This window comes from Nocardiopsis chromatogenes YIM 90109, assembly GCF_000341185.1.
In the GTDB taxonomy this organism is placed as follows: Bacteria; Actinomycetota; Actinomycetes; order Streptosporangiales; family Streptosporangiaceae; genus Nocardiopsis_A; species Nocardiopsis_A chromatogenes.
This window is the reverse complement of the sequence record NZ_ANBH01000206.1, coordinates 1-16,636: the sequence shown is the minus strand read 5'-3', so window position 1 is coordinate 16,636 and position 16,636 is coordinate 1. Positions and strand designations below refer to the sequence as shown.

At 71.7% G+C, this 16,636-nt stretch carries 14 protein-coding genes and 1 pseudogene; 12 read left to right on the top strand and 3 right to left on the bottom strand.

Annotated elements, in window-relative coordinates; all coding sequences use genetic code 11:
- The first annotated feature begins 34 nt into the window (after positions 1-34).
- From ilvN to cimA, 6 genes and pseudogenes are all read left to right on the top strand, one after another.
- A complete protein-coding gene (gene ilvN / locus D476_RS0119790) occupies positions 35-559 on the top strand; it encodes an acetolactate synthase small subunit (RefSeq protein ID WP_017625664.1) in 525 nt (174 codons plus the stop codon).
- A 60-nt stretch (positions 560-619) separates the two neighbouring features.
- A pseudogene (gene ilvC, locus D476_RS0119785) lies at positions 620-1,621 on the top strand (ketol-acid reductoisomerase); the annotation flags it as partial.
- Positions 1,622-1,799: 178 nt separating this feature from the next.
- On the top strand, positions 1,800-3,389 hold the full coding sequence (gene serA / locus D476_RS0119780; RefSeq protein WP_017625662.1) for a phosphoglycerate dehydrogenase: 1,590 nt from the start codon (positions 1,800-1,802) through the stop codon (positions 3,387-3,389).
- Positions 3,390-3,916: 527 nt separating this feature from the next.
- Complete coding sequence (locus tag D476_RS0119770) at positions 3,917-4,978, top strand: 3-isopropylmalate dehydrogenase (RefSeq protein WP_017625660.1); 1,062 nt, start codon at positions 3,917-3,919, stop codon at positions 4,976-4,978.
- Positions 4,979-5,174: 196 nt separating this feature from the next.
- Positions 5,175-6,299, top strand: a complete 1,125-nt coding sequence (locus tag D476_RS0119765) for a branched-chain amino acid aminotransferase (RefSeq protein ID WP_017625659.1) — start codon at positions 5,175-5,177, stop codon at positions 6,297-6,299.
- Positions 6,300-6,588: 289 nt separating this feature from the next.
- The gene (cimA, locus tag D476_RS0119760; RefSeq protein ID WP_017625658.1) at positions 6,589-8,166 is read left to right on the top strand and encodes a citramalate synthase; all 1,578 of its coding nucleotides are present in this window, start codon (positions 6,589-6,591) and stop codon (positions 8,164-8,166) included.
- A gap of 721 nt (positions 8,167-8,887) precedes the next feature.
- Here the strand turns inward: cimA and D476_RS0119755 are convergent.
- Complete coding sequence (locus D476_RS0119755; protein WP_017625657.1) at positions 8,888-10,288, bottom strand: helix-turn-helix domain-containing protein; 1,401 nt, start codon at positions 10,286-10,288, stop codon at positions 8,888-8,890.
- A gap of 162 nt (positions 10,289-10,450) precedes the next feature.
- Here D476_RS0119755 and D476_RS0119750 point away from each other — a divergent pair, with 162 nt between their 5' ends.
- Together D476_RS0119750 and D476_RS0119745 are read left to right on the top strand one after the other, a co-directional pair.
- Positions 10,451-10,903, top strand: a complete 453-nt coding sequence (locus tag D476_RS0119750; RefSeq protein ID WP_017625656.1) for a glycine-rich domain-containing protein — start codon at positions 10,451-10,453, stop codon at positions 10,901-10,903.
- Positions 10,904-11,025: 122 nt separating this feature from the next.
- Positions 11,026-11,718 carry a class I SAM-dependent methyltransferase gene (locus D476_RS0119745; RefSeq protein WP_017625655.1) on the top strand — a complete coding sequence of 231 codons (693 nt, stop codon included), beginning with the start codon at positions 11,026-11,028 and terminating at the stop codon, positions 11,716-11,718.
- Here D476_RS0119745 and D476_RS39945 read toward each other — a convergent pair.
- The gene (locus D476_RS39945; protein ID WP_083939585.1) at positions 11,630-11,989 is read right to left on the bottom strand and encodes a DUF397 domain-containing protein; all 360 of its coding nucleotides are present in this window, start codon (positions 11,987-11,989) and stop codon (positions 11,630-11,632) included. The genes D476_RS0119745 and D476_RS39945 overlap by 89 nt on opposite strands.
- Before the next feature lie 10 nt (positions 11,990-11,999).
- Positions 12,000-12,491 carry a DUF5753 domain-containing protein gene (locus D476_RS0119740; RefSeq protein WP_239648764.1) on the bottom strand — a complete coding sequence of 164 codons (492 nt, stop codon included), beginning with the start codon at positions 12,489-12,491 and terminating at the stop codon, positions 12,000-12,002.
- 49 nt (positions 12,492-12,540) lie between these two features.
- Here D476_RS0119740 and D476_RS0119735 point away from each other — a divergent pair, with 49 nt between their 5' ends.
- The 4 genes from D476_RS0119735 to D476_RS33905 all read left to right on the top strand — a co-directional run.
- Entirely contained in the window at positions 12,541-13,815 is a 1,275-nt protein-coding gene (locus D476_RS0119735; RefSeq protein WP_152529396.1) for a cytochrome P450, read from the top strand.
- A 322-nt stretch (positions 13,816-14,137) separates the two neighbouring features.
- A complete protein-coding gene (locus D476_RS0119730) occupies positions 14,138-14,317 on the top strand; it encodes a thiomuracin/GE37468 family thiazolyl RiPP peptide (RefSeq protein WP_017625652.1) in 180 nt (59 codons plus the stop codon).
- A gap of 56 nt (positions 14,318-14,373) precedes the next feature.
- Positions 14,374-16,314, top strand: a complete 1,941-nt coding sequence (locus D476_RS0119725; RefSeq protein WP_083939583.1) for a lantibiotic dehydratase — start codon at positions 14,374-14,376, stop codon at positions 16,312-16,314.
- On the top strand, positions 16,251-16,636 hold a 386-nt coding region (locus tag D476_RS33905; RefSeq protein WP_040726701.1), incomplete at its 3' end, for a hypothetical protein. The genes D476_RS0119725 and D476_RS33905, both read left to right, overlap by 64 nt.

Here is a 16,636-nt window from a genome sequence, read left to right as displayed (position 1 = left end):
GGCGACGAGACGAGCAGAAAGGGCACCCGTCCCCATGAGCCAGCACACGCTCTCCGTCCTCGTCGAGGACACCCCGGGCATCCTCGCCCGCGCCTCGGCGCTGTTCTCGCGCCGCGGCTTCAACATCCACTCCCTCAGCGTCAGTACCACCGAGTACGAGGGACTGTCCCGCATGACGATCGTGGTCAACTGCGACCGCCACCCCTTGGAGCAGGTGACCAAGCAGCTCAACAAGCTCGTGAACGTCATCAAGATCGTCGAGATGGACGACGACGCATCGGTCCGCCGGGAGCTGCTGCTGGCCAAGGTCAAGGCCGACGCCGCCAGCCGCCCCCACGTGATCCAGACCGCGGAGCTGTTCCGCGCGAACATCGTCGACGTCTCCGCCGACGTCGTCGTCATCGAGGCCACCGGCAAACCCGAGAAGCTCGACGCGCTGGTCCGCAACCTGGAGCCCTACGGGATCAAGGAACTGGTCAAGTCGGGCATGGTGGCCCTGGGCCGGGGCCCGCGGTCGATCACGGACCGCTCGCTGCGCCCGGTGGAGCGGAGCGCCTGACCCCGGGCGCGCGCACAGAGCGGGCGCGACAAGACGAAGCAGAACACGAGCAAGGAGCACGCCGACGTGGCAGCACAGATGTACTACGACGACAGCGCCGACCTGAGCGCGGTCCAGGGGCGCAAGGTCGCCGTGATCGGCTACGGCAGCCAGGGGCACGCGCACGCGCTGTCGCTGCGCGACTCCGGGGTGGACGTGCGCATCGGCCTGGCCGAGGGGTCCAAGAGCCGGGCCAAGGCCGAGGAGGAGGGCCTGCGGGTGCTCACCCCCGCCGAGGCCACCCGCGAGGCCGACCTGGTCATGGTGCTGGTCCCCGACCACATCCACCGCGACCTGTACGCCGAGGAGATCGCGCCCAACCTGAGCCCGGGCGACGCGCTCTTCTTCGGGCACGGCTTCAGCATCCGCTACGGCCTGATCCAGCCGCCGGCCGACGTGGACGTGGCCATGGTCGCCCCCAAGGGGCCGGGCCACCTGGTGCGCCGCCAGTTCGAGGAGGGGCGCGGCGTGCCGGTGCTGGTCGCCGTCCAGCAGGACGCCTCCGGCTCGGCCTGGGACCTGGCGCTGTCGTATGCCAAGGGCATCGGCGGCACCCGCGCGGGCGCGCTGAAGACCACCTTCGAGGAGGAGACCGAGACCGACCTGTTCGGCGAGCAGGCCGTGCTCTGCGGCGGCCTGGCCGAGCTGATCAAGGCCGGGTTCTCCACCCTCACCGAGGCCGGGTACCAGCCCGAGGTCGCCTACTTCGAGTGCCTGCACGAGGTCAAGCTGATCGTCGACCTCATGTACGAGGGCGGCATCTCCAAGATGAACTGGTCGGTCTCGGACAACGCCGAGTACGGCGGCTACACCCGCGGCCCGCGGGTGGTCACCGAGCAGAGCCGCGAGGAGATGCGGCGCATCCTGGCCGAGGTGCAGGACGGCACCTACGCGCGCGAGCTGGTGGCCGAGTTCGACGCCGGGCGGCCCAACTTCCTCAAGCGGCGCGAGGCCGAGCAGGCCGAGCCGATCGAGAAGGTCGGCGCCGAGCTGCGTCCGCTGATGAGCTGGCTGAAGGGCTGAGGACCGGCGCCGGGTGCTGGGCCCCGGGGGCGGGCGGCGCACGCGCCGCCCGCCCCCGCCGCATGCGGGGAAGGATCACAACCCGCGCCCTCCCCGCCCGCGATCCCGACCTGCGGACTAGACTTTTCACGGCCGACGCACCCGACAGAGACCGACTGGCAACCATAAGGATCACGCTGTGCCCAAGCCCTCCGTACTCGTCGCGGAAGAACTCTCGCCCGCCGGACTCGCTCTCCTGGAGGGGGACTTCGACGTCCGCCACACCACCGGCGCGGACCGGTCCCAGCTGCTCCCGGCCCTCGCCGACGTGGACGCGCTGATCGTGCGCAGCGCCACCCAGGTGGACGCCGAGGCGCTCGCGGCCGCTCCGAAGCTCAAGGTCGTCGCCCGTGCGGGGGTCGGCCTGGACAACGTCGACGTGGACGCCGCCACCAAGGCCGGCGTGCTGGTCGTCAACGCCCCCACCTCCAACATCGTCAGCGCCGCCGAGCAGGCGGTGAACCTGCTGCTGGCCAGCGCCCGCAACACCGCCCCCGCGCACAACGCCCTGGTGAACGGGGAGTGGAAGCGGTCCAAGTACACCGGGGTGGAGGTCTACGACAAGACGGTGGGCGTGGTCGGCCTGGGCCGCATCGGCGCCCTGGTCGCCCAGCGCCTGTCGGCGTTCGGCACCAAGCTCATCGCCTACGACCCGTTCGTGCAGCCCGCCCGGGCGGCGCAGATGGGCGTGGAGATGGTGAGCCTGGACGAGCTGCTGCGGCGCTCGGACTTCATCACGATCCACCTGCCCAAGAACAAGGACACCCTGGGCCTGATCGGCGACGAGGCGCTGCACAAGGTCAAGCCCGAGGTGCGGGTGATCAACGCCGCGCGCGGCGGCATCCTCGACGAGGACGCGCTCTACCGGGCCATCAAGGAGGGCCGGGTGGCCGGCGCGGGCATCGACGTGTGGGCCAGCGAGCCGTGCACCGACAGCCCGCTGTTCGAGTTCGAGAACGTGGTGGTCGCCCCGCACCTGGGCGCCAGCACCCACGAGGCCCAGGAGAAGGCCGGGACCCAGGTGGTCCGCTCGGTCAAGCTGGCGCTGGCCGGGGAGTTCGTGCCGGACGCGGTCAACGTGCAGGGCGGCTCGGTGGCCGAGGAGGTCAAGCCGGGGCTGCCGCTGGCCGAGAAGCTGGGCCGGATCTTCACCTCGCTGGCCGGGGGGCTGCCCGACCGCATCGACGTCGAGGTGCGGGGCGAGATCGCCGCGCACGACGTGAAGGTCGTGGAGCTGGCCGCGCTCAAGGGCGTGTTCGGACCCGTAGTCGAGGAGGCGGTGACCTTCGTCAACGCCCCGCTGCTGGCCAAGGAGCGGGGGGTGGAGGTGACGCTGTCCACCGGCGACGGCGACTCCGACTGGCGCAACCTGATCACCGTGCGCGGCGTGCTGGCCGACGGCCGCCGGGTGGCGGTGTCGGGGACCCTGACCGGGCCGCGGCACACCGAGAAGCTCGTCGAGGTCAACGGGTACAGCATGGAGATCGCGCTCAGCGACCACATGGCGTTCCTGTCCTACGACGACCGCCCGGGCATCGTGGGCACCGTGGGCGCGCTGCTCGGCGAGTCCGCGGTGAACATCGCGGGCATGCAGGTCAGCCGGGACGAGCAGGGCGGCAAGGCGCTGATCATCCTCACCGTCGACTCGGCGATCCCGGCCGCCACGCTGGAGGCGATCTCCACCGAGATCCGCGCCGAGACCACCCGCCAGGTGGACCTGGAGGACTGATCCCTCCTGCGCGGTGCAAGGCACTGCGCACCCTCTGCGCTNGGGCCCCCCCCCGCCGCTTTTGCTCGGATTCCCCCCGCCGAATCACCCCTGGCGCCTGGTAAGAAGGTCGGACATCCGATATTCTGTCGTCCGAGTAAATCCGTCGGCGCGACTCCGTGCCGCGGCCACGCGCCCCGCCGCCCCCGCCCGCAACTCGGGCCCGGGTCCGGCGCCGCCCCGCAGGACCACTTCCGCGGGTGCCACCCATGCGCGACCTTTCGAGTGCGACCGCACGCGTCATCCCTTCTGCCGTTCCTTCTTTCCGCTCCACTCCACGACGCTTGTGAGGACCGCCGTGTACGACACCGCAGACACCCCGGCCGAGGACCGCGACGAGACCGCCCGCGCGCTGCAGGACGCCTTCGAGCGCAGGGACAACGGGGCGCCCCAGGAGCGCTGAGGCGCTACAGTTGTCTCAGAGACCGCAACGCCGGTCTCGGCATGTGAGACGTGCCGGGGCCGGCCCGACCCGATAGGCAGGGCACATGGCTGCGCGCAGCGTGAATCTGGCCGTCATCCCCGGCGACGGGATCGGCCCCGAGGTCGTCGCCGAGGGCCTGAAGGTGCTCTCGGCCGCCGCCGGGGACGACCTCGCCGTCGCGACCACCGAGTACGACCTGGGGGCGCGCCGGTACCACGCCGCCGGCGAGACGCTCACCGACGCGGTGGAGGCCGAGCTGCGCGGCCACGACGCGATCCTGCTGGGCGCCGTGGGCGACCCCTCGGTGCCCAGCGGGGTGCTGGAGCGCGGGCTGCTGCTGCGGCTGCGCTTCGCCTTCGCTCACTACGCCAACCTGCGCCCGGTCAAGCTGTACCCGGGCGTGGCCACCCCGCTGGCCGACCGGGCCCCCGAGGACATCGACATGCTCGTGGTCCGCGAGGGCACCGAGGGGCCCTACGCCGGGATGGGCGGGGTGCTGCGCAAGGGCACCCCGGACGAGATCGCCACCCAGGACAGCGTCAACACCCGCATGGGCGTGGAGCGGGTCGTGCGCTACGCCTTCGCCAAGGCGGCCGAGCGGCCCCGCCGCCACCTCACCCTGGTGCACAAGGACAACGTGCTCTCCTACGCCGGAGACCTGTGGCAGCGCACCGTCCGGGAGGTCGGCGCCGAGTACCCGCGGGTCACCGTGGACTACTGCCACGTGGACGCGGCGGCGATGTTCTTCGTGAACCGCCCCGAGCGCTTCGACGTGATCGTCACCGACAACCTGTTCGGCGACATCATCACCGACATCGGCGCCGCCGTCACCGGCGGCATCGGCCTGGCCGCCAGCGGGAACGTCAACCCCGAGGGGGACTTCCCCAGCATGTTCGAGCCGGTCCACGGGTCGGCCCCGGACATCGCGGGCCAGGGCGTCGCCGACCCCACCGCCACGGTGCTCTCGGTCGCCCTGATGCTGGAGCACCTCGGGCTGCCCGCCGCCGCGCGCCGCGTGGAGGCGGCGGTCGCCGAGGACCTGCAGGTGCGGGCCAAGGAGGGCGGCGAGCGCACCACCGCCCAGATCGGCGACGACCTGGCCGGGCGAGTAGCCGGGCAGGGCTAGCCGCAGCCGTGAGCGCGGCCCGCCCTGCACCGCCGGGCGGGCCGCGCCGGGGATCCTCTCCCCTTCGGGGCGCGCCCGGAGTGCGCCGGTGCCCGGCCGGAACGGGCACTGGCAGCGGGCGCGCCGATTCCGTCAGACTGGACTTCGGACCGGCAGCGCTGCCGGACCGACGTAGGTGAGAGGACCTGAGTAACCCATGAGCAACGGCACCACCACAAGCGGGTTGACGTTCGACGTCCAGCCCTCGGCCTCGCGGCGGACCCCGCAGGAGCGAGAGGCGCTGCTGGGCGACCCCGGGTTCGGGAACGTGTTCACCGACCACATGGTGACCATCCGCTACACCGAGGGGAAGGGGTGGCACGACGCGCGGCTGGAGCCCTATGGGCCGCTGTCGCTCGACCCGGCCACCAAGGCACTGCACTACGCACAGGAGATCTTCGAAGGGCTCAAGGCCTACCGGCACCCGGACGGCACGGCCGCGGCGTTCCGGCCCGAGGCCAACGCCGAGCGCATGAACCGCAGCGCGCGGCGCATGGCCATGCCCGAGCTGCCCGAGGAGCTGTTCGTGCGCTCCATCGAGCTGCTGCTGGAGCACGACGGGGACTGGATCCCCACCCAGAAGGACGCCAGCCTCTACCTGCGTCCCTACATGATCGCCACCGAGGTCGGCCTGGGCGTCAACGGGCCCTCGTCGAGCTACCTGTTCGGGCTGATCGCCTCGCCGTCGGGGCCGTACTTCTCCGGGGGCGTCCGCCCGGTGACCGTGTGGCTGAGCGAGGACTACACCCGCGCCGCGCCCGGCGGGACCGGCGAGGCCAAGTTCGCGGGCAACTACGCCGCCAGCTTCCTGGCCCAGCGCCAGGCGGTGGAGCAGGGCTGCGACCAGTGCGTGTGGCTGGACGCGGTCGAGCACCGCTGGGTCGAGGAGATGGGCGGGATGAACCTGTTCTTCGTCTTCGGCTCCGGCGAGGACGCCCGCATCCTGACCCCGGGGCTGACCGGGACGCTTCTTCCCGGCATCACCCGCGACTCGCTGCTCAAGCTCGCGCCGGAGCTGGGAGTGCCCGCGGAGGAGGGGCGCATCTCCACCGAGGAGTGGCGCCAGGGCGCGCTGAGCGGGGAGATCACCGAGGTGTTCGCGTGCGGCACCGCGGCGGTCATCACCCCGGTCGGGCACGTCAAGAGCGCCCAGGGCGAGTTCACCGTCGGCGACGGCGCGCCGGGCCCGGTGACCATGCGGCTGCGCGAGGAGCTGGTGGCGCTGCAGTACGGCAAGCGGCCCGACACCCACGGGTGGATCCGCACCTTCCCCAAGGCCTGAGTGGTGCCCTCGGCCCGGCCCTGCTCCCGCCGGGACCTGCCACGACGTCCGGATCCAGGACAATGGGTCTCATACTCTGAGACATTTCGGCCGTGAACTCGGGCTTTCCCGAACCCCTGTGGCAGACTGGCAGCGTGCCGTCTCAGGTGATCATTATCGCCAGGCGCGCCGGCTGAAAACGGACCCCGCCGGCGCGCCGACCTCTCGTGTCCACGAGGGGTCTTTTTTATTGGCGGCGCACGGGCGGGCTCCGGCACCACGGGCAGCATCCGACTCGGGAGTACCACCGATGCCAGACGACAGCTTCCACGTCTTCGACACCACCCTGCGCGACGGCGCCCAGCGCGAGGGGGTCACCCTGACCGTCGCCGACAAGCTCGCCATCGCGCGGCTGCTCGACACCTTCGGGGTGGGCTTCATCGAAGGCGGCTGGCCGGGGGCCAACCCCAAGGACACCGAGTTCTTCCGGCGGGCTTCACAAGAGCTCGACCTGGAACACGCGCGGCTCACCGCGTTCGGCGCGACCCGCCGACCGGGGGCCCAGGCGGCGGACGACCCACAGGTCGCCGCACTGCGCGACTCGGGTGCTCCCGTGGTGACGCTGGTGGCCAAGAGCGACGTCCGGCATGTGGAACGCGCGCTGCGCACCACGCCGGAGGAGAACCTGGCGATGATCGCCGACACCGTGGCGCACCTGCGGGCCGAGGGGCGCAGGGTCTTCGTCGACCTGGAGCACTTCTTCGACGGGTACCTGTACGACCCGTCCTACGCCCTGGAGGCGGTGTGCACCGCCGCCGGGGCCGGGGCCGACGTGGCGGTGCTGTGCGACACCAACGGCGGGATGCTGCCCGCCGGGGTCGGGCGGGTCGTCGCCGAGGCCCTGGAGGGGACCGGGGCGCGGCTGGGCATGCACGCCCAGGACGACACCGGGTGCGCGGTCGCCAACACACTCGCCGCGGTCGATGCCGGGGCGACGCACGTGCAGTGCACCGCCAACGGCTACGGGGAGCGGGTGGGCAACGCCGACCTGTTCTCGGTCGTGGCGGCGCTGGAGCTCAAGCACGGGCGCAAGGTGCTGCCGGAGGGGCGCCTGGCCGAGGCATCCCGGGTCTCCACGGCCGTCGCCGAGCTGGTGAACATCGCCCCGGCGACGCACCAGCCGTACGTGGGGGTGTCGGCGTTCGCGCACAAGGCGGGGCTGCACGCCTCGGCGATCAAGGTCGACCCGGACCTGTACCAGCACACCGACCCGGAGCTGGTCGGCAACGACATGCGGATGCTGGTCTCGGACATGGCCGGGCGCGCCTCGATCGAGCTGAAGGCCGAGGAGCTGGGCGTGGACCTGGGCGGCGACCGGGCCCCGGCGGCACGGGCGGTCGAGCGGATCAAGGAGCTGGAGACCCGCGGGTACAGCTTCGAGGCGGCGGACGCCTCTTTGGAGTTGTTGCTACGCGAGGAACTGGGCCAAGCCCCCGAGCTCTTCACCGCCGAGTCCTGGCGCGTCATCACCGAACGCCGCGCGGACGGGGTGGCCGTCAGCGAGGCCACCGTGAAGCTGCACGTCAAGGGCGAGCGGCTGATCGCCACCGCGGAGGGCAACGGCCCGGTGAACGCACTGGACCGGGCCCTGCGCCAGGCCGTGGAGGGGGTGTACCCCGAGCTGGGGGCACTGCGGCTGGTGGACTACAAGGTCCGCATCCTGGAGGGCGGAGGGACCGGCGCGGTGACGCGGATCCTGGTGACCTTCGGCGACGGCCACAGCGAGTGGACGACGGTCGGCGTGGGCGAGAACGTGATCGACGCATCGTGGACGGCGTTGGAGCAGGCCGTGAGGTACGGCCTGATGCGCCAGGGCCACAGCGAGTAGGAAGGACGGCGGTCACGGCCAGGGCGAGGCCGCGACCGCCGCCTCCACCAAAACGCGCCCAAGGAGGCACCCCCGCCGCCCCTCATGGCCGTCGTGTCGCCCGGCTGTGGTCAGGGGAGTGGGTTCAGGAGGCATCCCCACCGCGCGTTGCTTCGGGTCGATGCTGCTTGGCGGGCCCACCCCACCACCCAGTGGCGCGGCGTCGCGCTTCTTGCTGACGCCCCGGGTTGGTGGCCCTTCCGGCAGCCTTGTCGGGCGATTGGCGTGTGCGTGGTCGCCGTGGATGGCGGCGACGGCAAGAGCTGAGCGGTTCCCCGGCGCTGCTCGCCGGGCGGCAGGCCTCCCGCGGTCCGACCAGGCGGCGTGGTCAGCGAGGCGGGCGGTGCCGGGGGCGCTTGAGGGGGTGGTTCCACCACGTGATCGTCTTATGAACGGTTCTTCTGCCACGTTCGTCGGTTCAGGAGGCATCCCCACCGCCCGTTGCAGTGGGTTACCGCTGCTTGGCGGGCCCACCCCACCCCCGTGGTGCGGGCGCCGCGCCCCCCCGCTGGGGCTGCCGGAGGTCATACAGGCAGCGAACGGCGGCGACACCAGGAAGCCGAGCTCAAGAACGTCGCCATCCTCGGTGCCATGGCCGCTCCCGGCCCAGTCCGCTTAATGTGCTGTGGTGATAAGGGCAAGCGCAGGGGCGTATCGCGCTTCTTCGAAGCAGTGCTGCTTCTCACCGGCCATTGGGCTCCGGGCTGGATCGCTGGATCGGGCCGTGAGTGGGCAGGGTCCGAAGTCGGTCGGCCAGGGCTCGTGCAGCCGAACCCGGGACGGGATCAGCGGCGAGGTCGGTGTCAAGTGCGTGAAGGCGGCGCCGAGTGGTCTCGCGCAGCGACTCGGCGGGCACCGTGTCGAGGATCTGGTCGGCGAGCGCCACCGCCCCGTCTGCGTCGCGGTCGGCGGCGGCCGCCCGCGCCAGGATCGCGGTTGCGGCGGCCCAGCCGCCCGACCCGGTGCGCTTCAGCCTTCGGGCCGCCTCGGCGTGGCGGCGCGCCTGCGCCGAGTCGCCGAGCGTCAGGTGCGCCTCGGCCAAGTGCTGGTGCAACTCCGGCCGGTCGAACCCCCAGCGGTTCCGAGGGTCCTCTTCGGCGGCGTCCATGCTGCGTTGTGCCCGCCCGGCCGCGTCCCGGGCCTCCCGTGCCCGCCCCATGCGCGCTAGCGGCCGTAGTTCGCACCACGCGGCAATCTGTGCCTGTTGGAGCGGTCCTGCGGCGAGATCGCCGGCCTGAACCGCTAGCTCCAGGGCATCGGCGTCCCTGCCGCGGAAGGCGGTGACCATGGACTGCGCTCCCACGCTCCAGCTCACCAGACGGCCATCACCCACGTCGGCCCCAAGGCGGGCGCCGGTACCCAGGTGGATGAGCGCCCCCTCGTAGTCGGAACCCGAGAACACGAAGTCCCCGAGCAAAACCGAAAGCCACCCGGCGAGGGTGCGCAGTTCTCTGCGGTCCCGGTCGGTCTGGGGCCTGGCGAGCATGCCCACGACCAGGCCGCGGCACCAGTGTACTTCTGAGGCCATGACCGTCGGCGGGTGGTCACCGTACCGGGTGGCGAAGTACTCCAGCGCCCGATACACCTCTTCGCGGCTCTGCGGTCCGCCGCCAGGGCCCTCCACTTCCAGGTGCAGCACGATGCTGTCGGTCACCGCGGTCAGCGGCGAGTGGTCGGCCATGGTGACTCCCTGGGCGCACGGGTGGGGCTGACGGTACCAAGCAGACCCGGGGGCAGTCAGGCCAAGGCGCGCCGGGGGAACACCGAACACCTCGACCAGCGCCTCTGCGTAGTCGGCGGACGGGCGAACCCCGTTGTGCTCCCAGCGGCAGATCCGTGCCTCGGTGAGCCCAGGGTCGGCCTGCCCGCGGGCACGCAGCGCTTCCACGACGGCATCGGCGAGCTGGCGGCGGGTCCATCCGTGGGCGTGCCGGTGCGCCTCCAGCGGGCGAATCTGCGGCAGGCGCCTGGTGATCTCGGCGGCGACCGCCTGGACGCTGTGGCCTGAGCGCTGGCCCTCGACACGGATCTGTGCGGCGGCGCGGGCCAGCTCTGCGCGGCGGCGACGGGTGATCGGCGGCATGGGCACCTCCGACAGGGGGTGGTGTGAGGCTAGCCCGACCGCACCGGCGGAGACATTGCCCCGCGGGGCAATGCCACCCTCACCCTGCGTCATTGAGCCCCCCGCGCCCGGGGCCGTCTCCTAGAAGGTGTCCGGCAGGTCCCCCTCGAAGGAGGAATCCCGATGATCACAACTGCCACGGAGTCGGCCCGCACCGCCACCCGCGACCCCCGCGACTACGTCCCCGCCGTGGTGTGGGACCGCGAGATCGCCCTGCTCACCCGCGACCACCCCTGGGACACCGTCATGGCCGAGCGCTGCTTCGGCCAAGCCGTGGCCTACCTGATCACCGCCATGGAGGAGCACGGCCGGCACCTCGGGCTCGGCTGCGGCCCGCTGATCGACATCGCTGTGCACGGATTCATCCTCGACACGGTCAACTACCGGGAGTTCTGCCACCGCCACTTCGGAGGGCGCCTCCTGGAGCACACCCCCGAGATCGAATTCAAGTACGACGGGTCGGTCATGAATACTGCGCACGTCGTCGAGAACAACGGGTTCGCCGTCGACTGGCCGCTGTGGGAGCGCGACGGCGCCAAGTGCACCCCCTGCCACCCCGGCTCCAACTGTCACTGACTCCCTGACCACGCGGGGCTCGAGCACCGCTCGGGTCCCGTTGCCGTGTTCACCGGCGATCATGGGGCGTCCGGCGCTACCGTGTCGGCCATCGCGCAGCCGCCACACGGACACCGGAGACGATGAGTACACGCATTGACCCCGCGCAGACCGTCAGCCCCGCCGGTTACTGGGACCGCTACGGCCATGGCCAGGCCGACACCGCGTCGCCCGAAGAAGCACTGAAGAACGCCTTCGGCTGGTGTCAGTACGAGGGGCACGGACCCGGCGACGAACTGCTCGGCGAACCCCTCACCGCCCTGGAGCTGGGTTTCGGCCGCGGCAATGCCGTCGCCGCGCTCGCCTCCAAGGGCATCGATGCCGCCGGGGTCGACGTCTCCGCCGTTCAGTGCGACCGTGCGGCCGAACGATGGGGGCACCTGCCGAACGTGGAGTTCGCCTGCTCCGACGTGGTCGACTTCCTGTCCAGCGCGGGCGGACGGCGTTGGGACGCCATCTACTCCATCTGGGGCGCGGTGTGGTTCACCGACCCGGGGCGGCTGCTGCCCCTGATTCTCGACCGCCTGGAGCCGGGCGGACGGATCGTCTTCTCCCACGCACCGGCGGTTCCCGGCGCCTATGGCGCGCAGGGCATGTACGGGGCCGGGTTCACAGGACGGCCGGTGTGGTTGTACAGGTGGGCCTACGAGCCCGAACAGTGGGCCGACATTATGACCGGGCACGGCTTCACCGACGTGGACGTGCGCGTTCACCCCGCCCCTGACCCCGAACTGTTGGGCACACTGATCGCCACCGCGCGGCGTCGGCCACGGTAGTCTGATCACGGGATTGAGTTGGAGGAGGCCCCACTGTCTTCGGTGGGGTCTCCTCTTTATGCGGTTCGGGGGATCGGGTCTCGCCGCGCTTGGTCGCTTGGATGAACGCTCGCCACTCGGAGGAGCTGAACAGCAGCGTGCCGAAGGCACGGTGTCTGGTGTCGCGCACCGCGCTCACTCCGATGCCGTCAGCGACTTCAACACAGTCGTTCGTTCTGGAGTACGACGACTTGCGGAACTGTTCGGGCGCTGTGCTTGGGATCGGTTTCATCGTTGTCTCTCTAAGTGAGCATGTCCTTCAGATACGCCAGGGAGCGCGGAGGCTTCATCGCCGCCACCTGTATGTGAAGGAGGAGCTTGCGGTACCGCTCGACCTCGGAAGCCTCTACCAGGTAGAGCCCGTCCGTGTCCGTCTCGATGTAGACGAGCGCGTTCATACCCTCGTCGAAGTCCAAGAGAACGAACGGGCCACCCACGCCTGCGTGGAGTCCGGCGTCGATCCCCAGTACTTGGATCGTGACCGAGTTCGACGTGTCCTCCGCTACGTCGATCAGATGCTGGACCTGCTCCCGCATCATCTCGCCGTCCCCGAGGCGGAGTAGCGCGGCTTCGTCGATGACGGCCCAGAGCTCAGGGCGGTCTTGGCCGTTGAGGATGGCCTGCCGCCCCCGGACCGGCGGCCTCCCAGGCCGCCCCGGCACGGAGGGGGAGGGCGGCCACCCCGCCCGGCGAGGGATCGTGGGCCCCTCGCCGGGCGGGCCCATCGCGGACATGTGCGCTCTCAAGTGCACATCAAGAACGCGACCCTGTTCATCGATCCTCTTGAGCCGGTCGGTCGGTGCGACGCGGACCGGCCATCTCCGTTGCTGCTTCGGCGCCGTCGACCGCTTGCGGGTCCTCGGCCCGCCTGGTTGGGTGGCGGTCCTGTTTCGGGTTCTCTTCGGCTCCGGGGGCGGCGCGATGGCACACGGCGAGGTCCGGCTCACCACCACCGCGAGCGGCCACCCGGCCTGGCTGGTCAGCGACCACGGCACGGTGCGGCGGCTGCTCACCGATCCGCGCCTGGACGTCTACCACGAGGACCCGGCGGGCGCGCCGCGCTGCTTCGAGTCCGGCCCCTTCGGCCCGCCGCAGCAGTGGACGCCCGACGCCGCGGAGGATCACCTGCGGATGCGGAGGCTGGTCGGCCGCTCGATGTCCGCGCGCCGGCTCGCGGGCCTGCGGCCGCGTATCCAGGCGATCGTGGACGGCCTGCTCGACGACCTCGCCGCGGCCCCGCCGCCCGCCGACTTCCACCGCCTGGTGTCGGCCCCGCTGCCGCCGCTCGTGTTGCGCGAGCTGTTCGGCGTACCCGACGACGAGGGCACCGACTTCGACGGATGGCTGTACGACGCGATCAGCGACCACGACCCCGGCCGGATGGTGCGCGGGTTCACCGGCCTTTCGGCGTACGTCGGAACGCTCGTGCGGCGGCGGATCGACGAGCCGCGCGGTGATGTGCCGACCGATCTCGCGGCCGCGCACACCGAGGACCCCGAATACTGGACGATGGAGCGGCTGACCGGGGCGGCCTGCCTGATCCTGCTCGCGGGCGTCGGCCCGACGATGGACGCGATCGACGACTCGCTGGTCAGGCTGTCGGCCGACGCCGACCAGTGGGCCGCGGTGCGCGAGGACCCCGCGCTGGTCGAGAACGCCGTGGAGGAACTGCTCCGGCTCTCGGCGATCACGGCCGCCGGAACTCAGACGCCGTTCGGGATTCCCCGCTGGGCCGCCACCGACGTCACCGTCGACGGGACCACGATCCGAAAAGGTGAGATGGTGCTGCTCGACATTCATGCTGCGAACCACGATGAGCGGCACATCGAAGCGCCGCACCGGCTCGACGTACACCGGTCCGGAAAGACCGCGCTGATCTTCGGGGCCGGTGCGCATTATTGTCTGGGCGCGCCGCTGGCCCGCATGCAACTGGGCATTCTTTTCCACGCCCTGATCGGGCGTTTTCCGGCCATGCGGCTCGCCGTTCCACCGAGCCGGATCCGGCCCCGCGATCCCCGGCTCGCGGTCGGCTCGGCCGAGCTTCCGGTGGCCTGGTAGCGCCTGACCTGGAGGTGCCCGCTCCGGGCCCGGCGCGCCCCCGTACGCCGGACCCGCGGGGCAATTTTCCGGTATTGACGAATCGTCCGTATCTCGCTTACGCTCCCGCCCAACGCTGGATCCTGCGGCATGCAAGGTCCGGCGGCCCGCAGGCGGCGGTTCGAGGGGCGGAGGGGGGCTGAGAAAGGCGTTCCGCGCTTTCCTTGGTGCATTGTGTTCCAGTGCCATAGAATGCCGCGCCCTTCGCAGTCGATCGGTATCCCATCCTTTCTTTCCAGCCGTGGCGTGTGGTAGCACAGAGTGCCGGCATAAGGAGTGGTCAATGCAATCCCCTGACAGCCCGGACCAAGTGGACTTCGAGGTCGACGACCTGCCCATGGACGTGTTCTCGCTGACGTCGAAGGGCCTCACCGTCGAATCGCTGACCGCCGGACACGGCCTCCCGGAGAACGGCGCGTCATGCTGCAGCCTGGACCAGGGCTCCTGCTGCTCGTGTTCCTGATGACGACCCGTGCGTGATCCGCCCACGCCGGTGGGGTCGGCAGCGGCCCCACCGGCGTGGGCTCCCAGGCTCCCAGCAGGAGAGGGACGAGAGCCGCCTTGCCAGCAACCGATCCCGGCCCACGCCGCGGCCTCCTCGGGGTGGAGGCCCCGCCCGCCGTACGCATCGCCGGTCTCCCGCTGTCCGCGCTCTCCGAGCTGAGGTGCACCGAGTCGCTCGCGCTGCTCGACGCGTGCCGCGCCGATCGCGAGCGGCTCACCGAGCGGGGCGCACTGCTGTCGGACGAGCTGTACCCCGTGATCGGCGGCCTGAGCGATCCGGCCGCCAGACCCGGGCTCGTGGGCCTGCGCCGGGCCGTGTTCCAGACCCGAGTGCCCGGCGAACGCGAGTGGAACGACGACATCGCGGCCCTGCTGCCGAACGGGCTGCGCGACCGGGTCGAGGACTGGGCGACCCGCCTGCGCGCCCACCACGCGCACCTCGCCGACGCGCACGACCTTCTCGAGGCGGAGACCCGCGCGGCCCGGGACCGGCTGCGGGACCTCACCGCGGACCCGCTGTTCCTGCACGCGCTTTCCCTGTCCAGCCCGTCGCTGTACGCGGTGCTGCGGAAATGGCAGGCCGACCCCGGGCGCCGACCGCGCCGAAAGAGCGTCAACCGGCTGGTGAAGTACGTCGCGCGCGCAGCCGCGAAGACCAGCCCCTACAGCACCTTCACGATCAGCGGCCTCGGCCGGTGGACCGACCGGCCCACGACGCGCCCCCCGGATCCCGGCGAGGCACGGGTGCTGCTCGAAACCGACCGGCTCGTCTTCGAGCGGGTCCGCGACGCGCTCGCGCGCGACCCGCGGTTGGCCGGTGAGCTCGTCGTACGGGTGAATCCGAGCGCGTCCGAGCGCGACGGCACGGTGCGGTTCCTCGCGCCGAGCCGGGACGAGCCGATCGTCTCGCTCCCCGCTTCGGCGACAGTGGCCGCGGTCCTGAGGGCCGTCCGTGAGCACGGGCCGCTCACGGTCTCGGAGCTGTGCGCGCACCTCGGCCGCTCGGGTGGGAACCCCGACGCGATCCGCCGGTACGTCGACAAGCTCCGCGCCGGCGGGCTGTTGGAGGCGCAGCTGCCGGTCGCCGACCAGGCGGAGCGGCCGTTCGCGGAGCTGGCCGACTGGCTCGGGGGCGCCGCGCCGGACGGCTTCGACGCCTGCCGGAAGCTGGCGAGCACGCTCGACCTGGAGCTGAGCCGGACGATCCCGCCCGCCGACCTCGACGCCGGAACGGCCCGGGCGCGCGCTGTCCGCGAGACGGTCGCCGCGCTCACCGACGCCGTACGGGAGGCGACCGGGGCCGCGACGGCCCCGGAGGAGCGCCCCGCGGACCAGATCACCCTGCACGAGAACGCCGTCCACACCGGCGTCCCCGCGGAGTGCGCGCTGCCGGAGTGGCGGGCGGCGCTGGACGACCTCGACGTCGTCCGCCGCTGGTTGGCCGTCCACGACCCGGTCGCGCCGCTTCGGCTGGTGCTCGGCTCGTTCCTGGCCGCGCGGTTCGGGCCCGGATGCCGCCTGCCGGTGGTCGATCTGCAGCGCGCGATCCACGAGGAGATCGACGGGGGCGGGCCGTACGCCGGTGAGCTGCGGGCCGCGATGGAGCTCGCGTTCACCACGAACCCGCTGCTGCGCCGCTCCAGCGGCCTGGACCGCGTGCGGGAGCTCTACCGCCTGCAGGACGCGGCCGCGCGCGCCCTGCTCACCGAGGGCGGGAGCGGCGGCGAGGTGTACGCCGACCCCGCGCGGATCGCCGCGATGGCCGACGGCTGGCCCGCGTGGATCCGGCCGCCGCGCTCGCTGATGTGCTTCGTCCAGCACGTGCCCGGCCGTACCGCCGACGACTCCGCCCACCTGGTGCTGAACGCCGNCGCAACCGGCTGCACCGCCAGTTGGAGGCGGCCGGTGCCGAACCGGAACCGATCGGCGTCACCGCCGCCGGGGACGGCGCGCTGACCGCCGAGCTCGCGGGCGTGTTCGGATCGGGGCTGAACCGGAAACGGCCGACCGCCGACCGGGAGCTCGACTACCCCGGCGTGGTGACCGCCGCCCCGGAACACGCGCGGATCGCTCCGCACGATCTGGTCGTCACCCTCGACGCCGAGCGGGAGCTGCCCCGGCTGGAGTCGGAGTCGCTCGGCCGCCCGCTGACGCCGCTGCACCTGGGCACGATGGCCGACTCGCTGCTGCCGCCGGTCGCCCGTCTGCTCACCCACGTGTTCGGCGGCAGCTACCTCAAGCACCCCGCGGTCACGCTGTTGAGCGACCTGGCCGAGAC

Coding starts and splice junctions, on each gene's coding strand:
- ilvN (WP_017625664.1), top strand. CDS start 35: ATGAGCCAGCACACGCTCTCCGTCCTCGTCGAGGACACCCCGGGCATC.
- D476_RS0119770 (WP_017625660.1), top strand. CDS start 3,917: ATGGCTGCGCGCAGCGTGAATCTGGCCGTCATCCCCGGCGACGGGATC.
- D476_RS0119765 (WP_017625659.1), top strand. CDS start 5,175: ATGAGCAACGGCACCACCACAAGCGGGTTGACGTTCGACGTCCAGCCC.
- cimA (WP_017625658.1), top strand. CDS start 6,589: ATGCCAGACGACAGCTTCCACGTCTTCGACACCACCCTGCGCGACGGC.
- D476_RS0119755 (WP_017625657.1), bottom strand. CDS start 10,288: ATGCCGCCGATCACCCGTCGCCGCCGCGCAGAGCTGGCCCGCGCCGCC.
- D476_RS0119750 (WP_017625656.1), top strand. CDS start 10,451: ATGATCACAACTGCCACGGAGTCGGCCCGCACCGCCACCCGCGACCCC.
- D476_RS0119745 (WP_017625655.1), top strand. CDS start 11,026: ATGAGTACACGCATTGACCCCGCGCAGACCGTCAGCCCCGCCGGTTAC.
- D476_RS39945 (WP_083939585.1), bottom strand. CDS start 11,989: ATGAAACCGATCCCAAGCACAGCGCCCGAACAGTTCCGCAAGTCGTCG.
- D476_RS0119740 (WP_239648764.1), bottom strand. CDS start 12,491: ATGTCCGCGATGGGCCCGCCCGGCGAGGGGCCCACGATCCCTCGCCGG.
- D476_RS0119730 (WP_017625652.1), top strand. CDS start 14,138: ATGCAATCCCCTGACAGCCCGGACCAAGTGGACTTCGAGGTCGACGAC.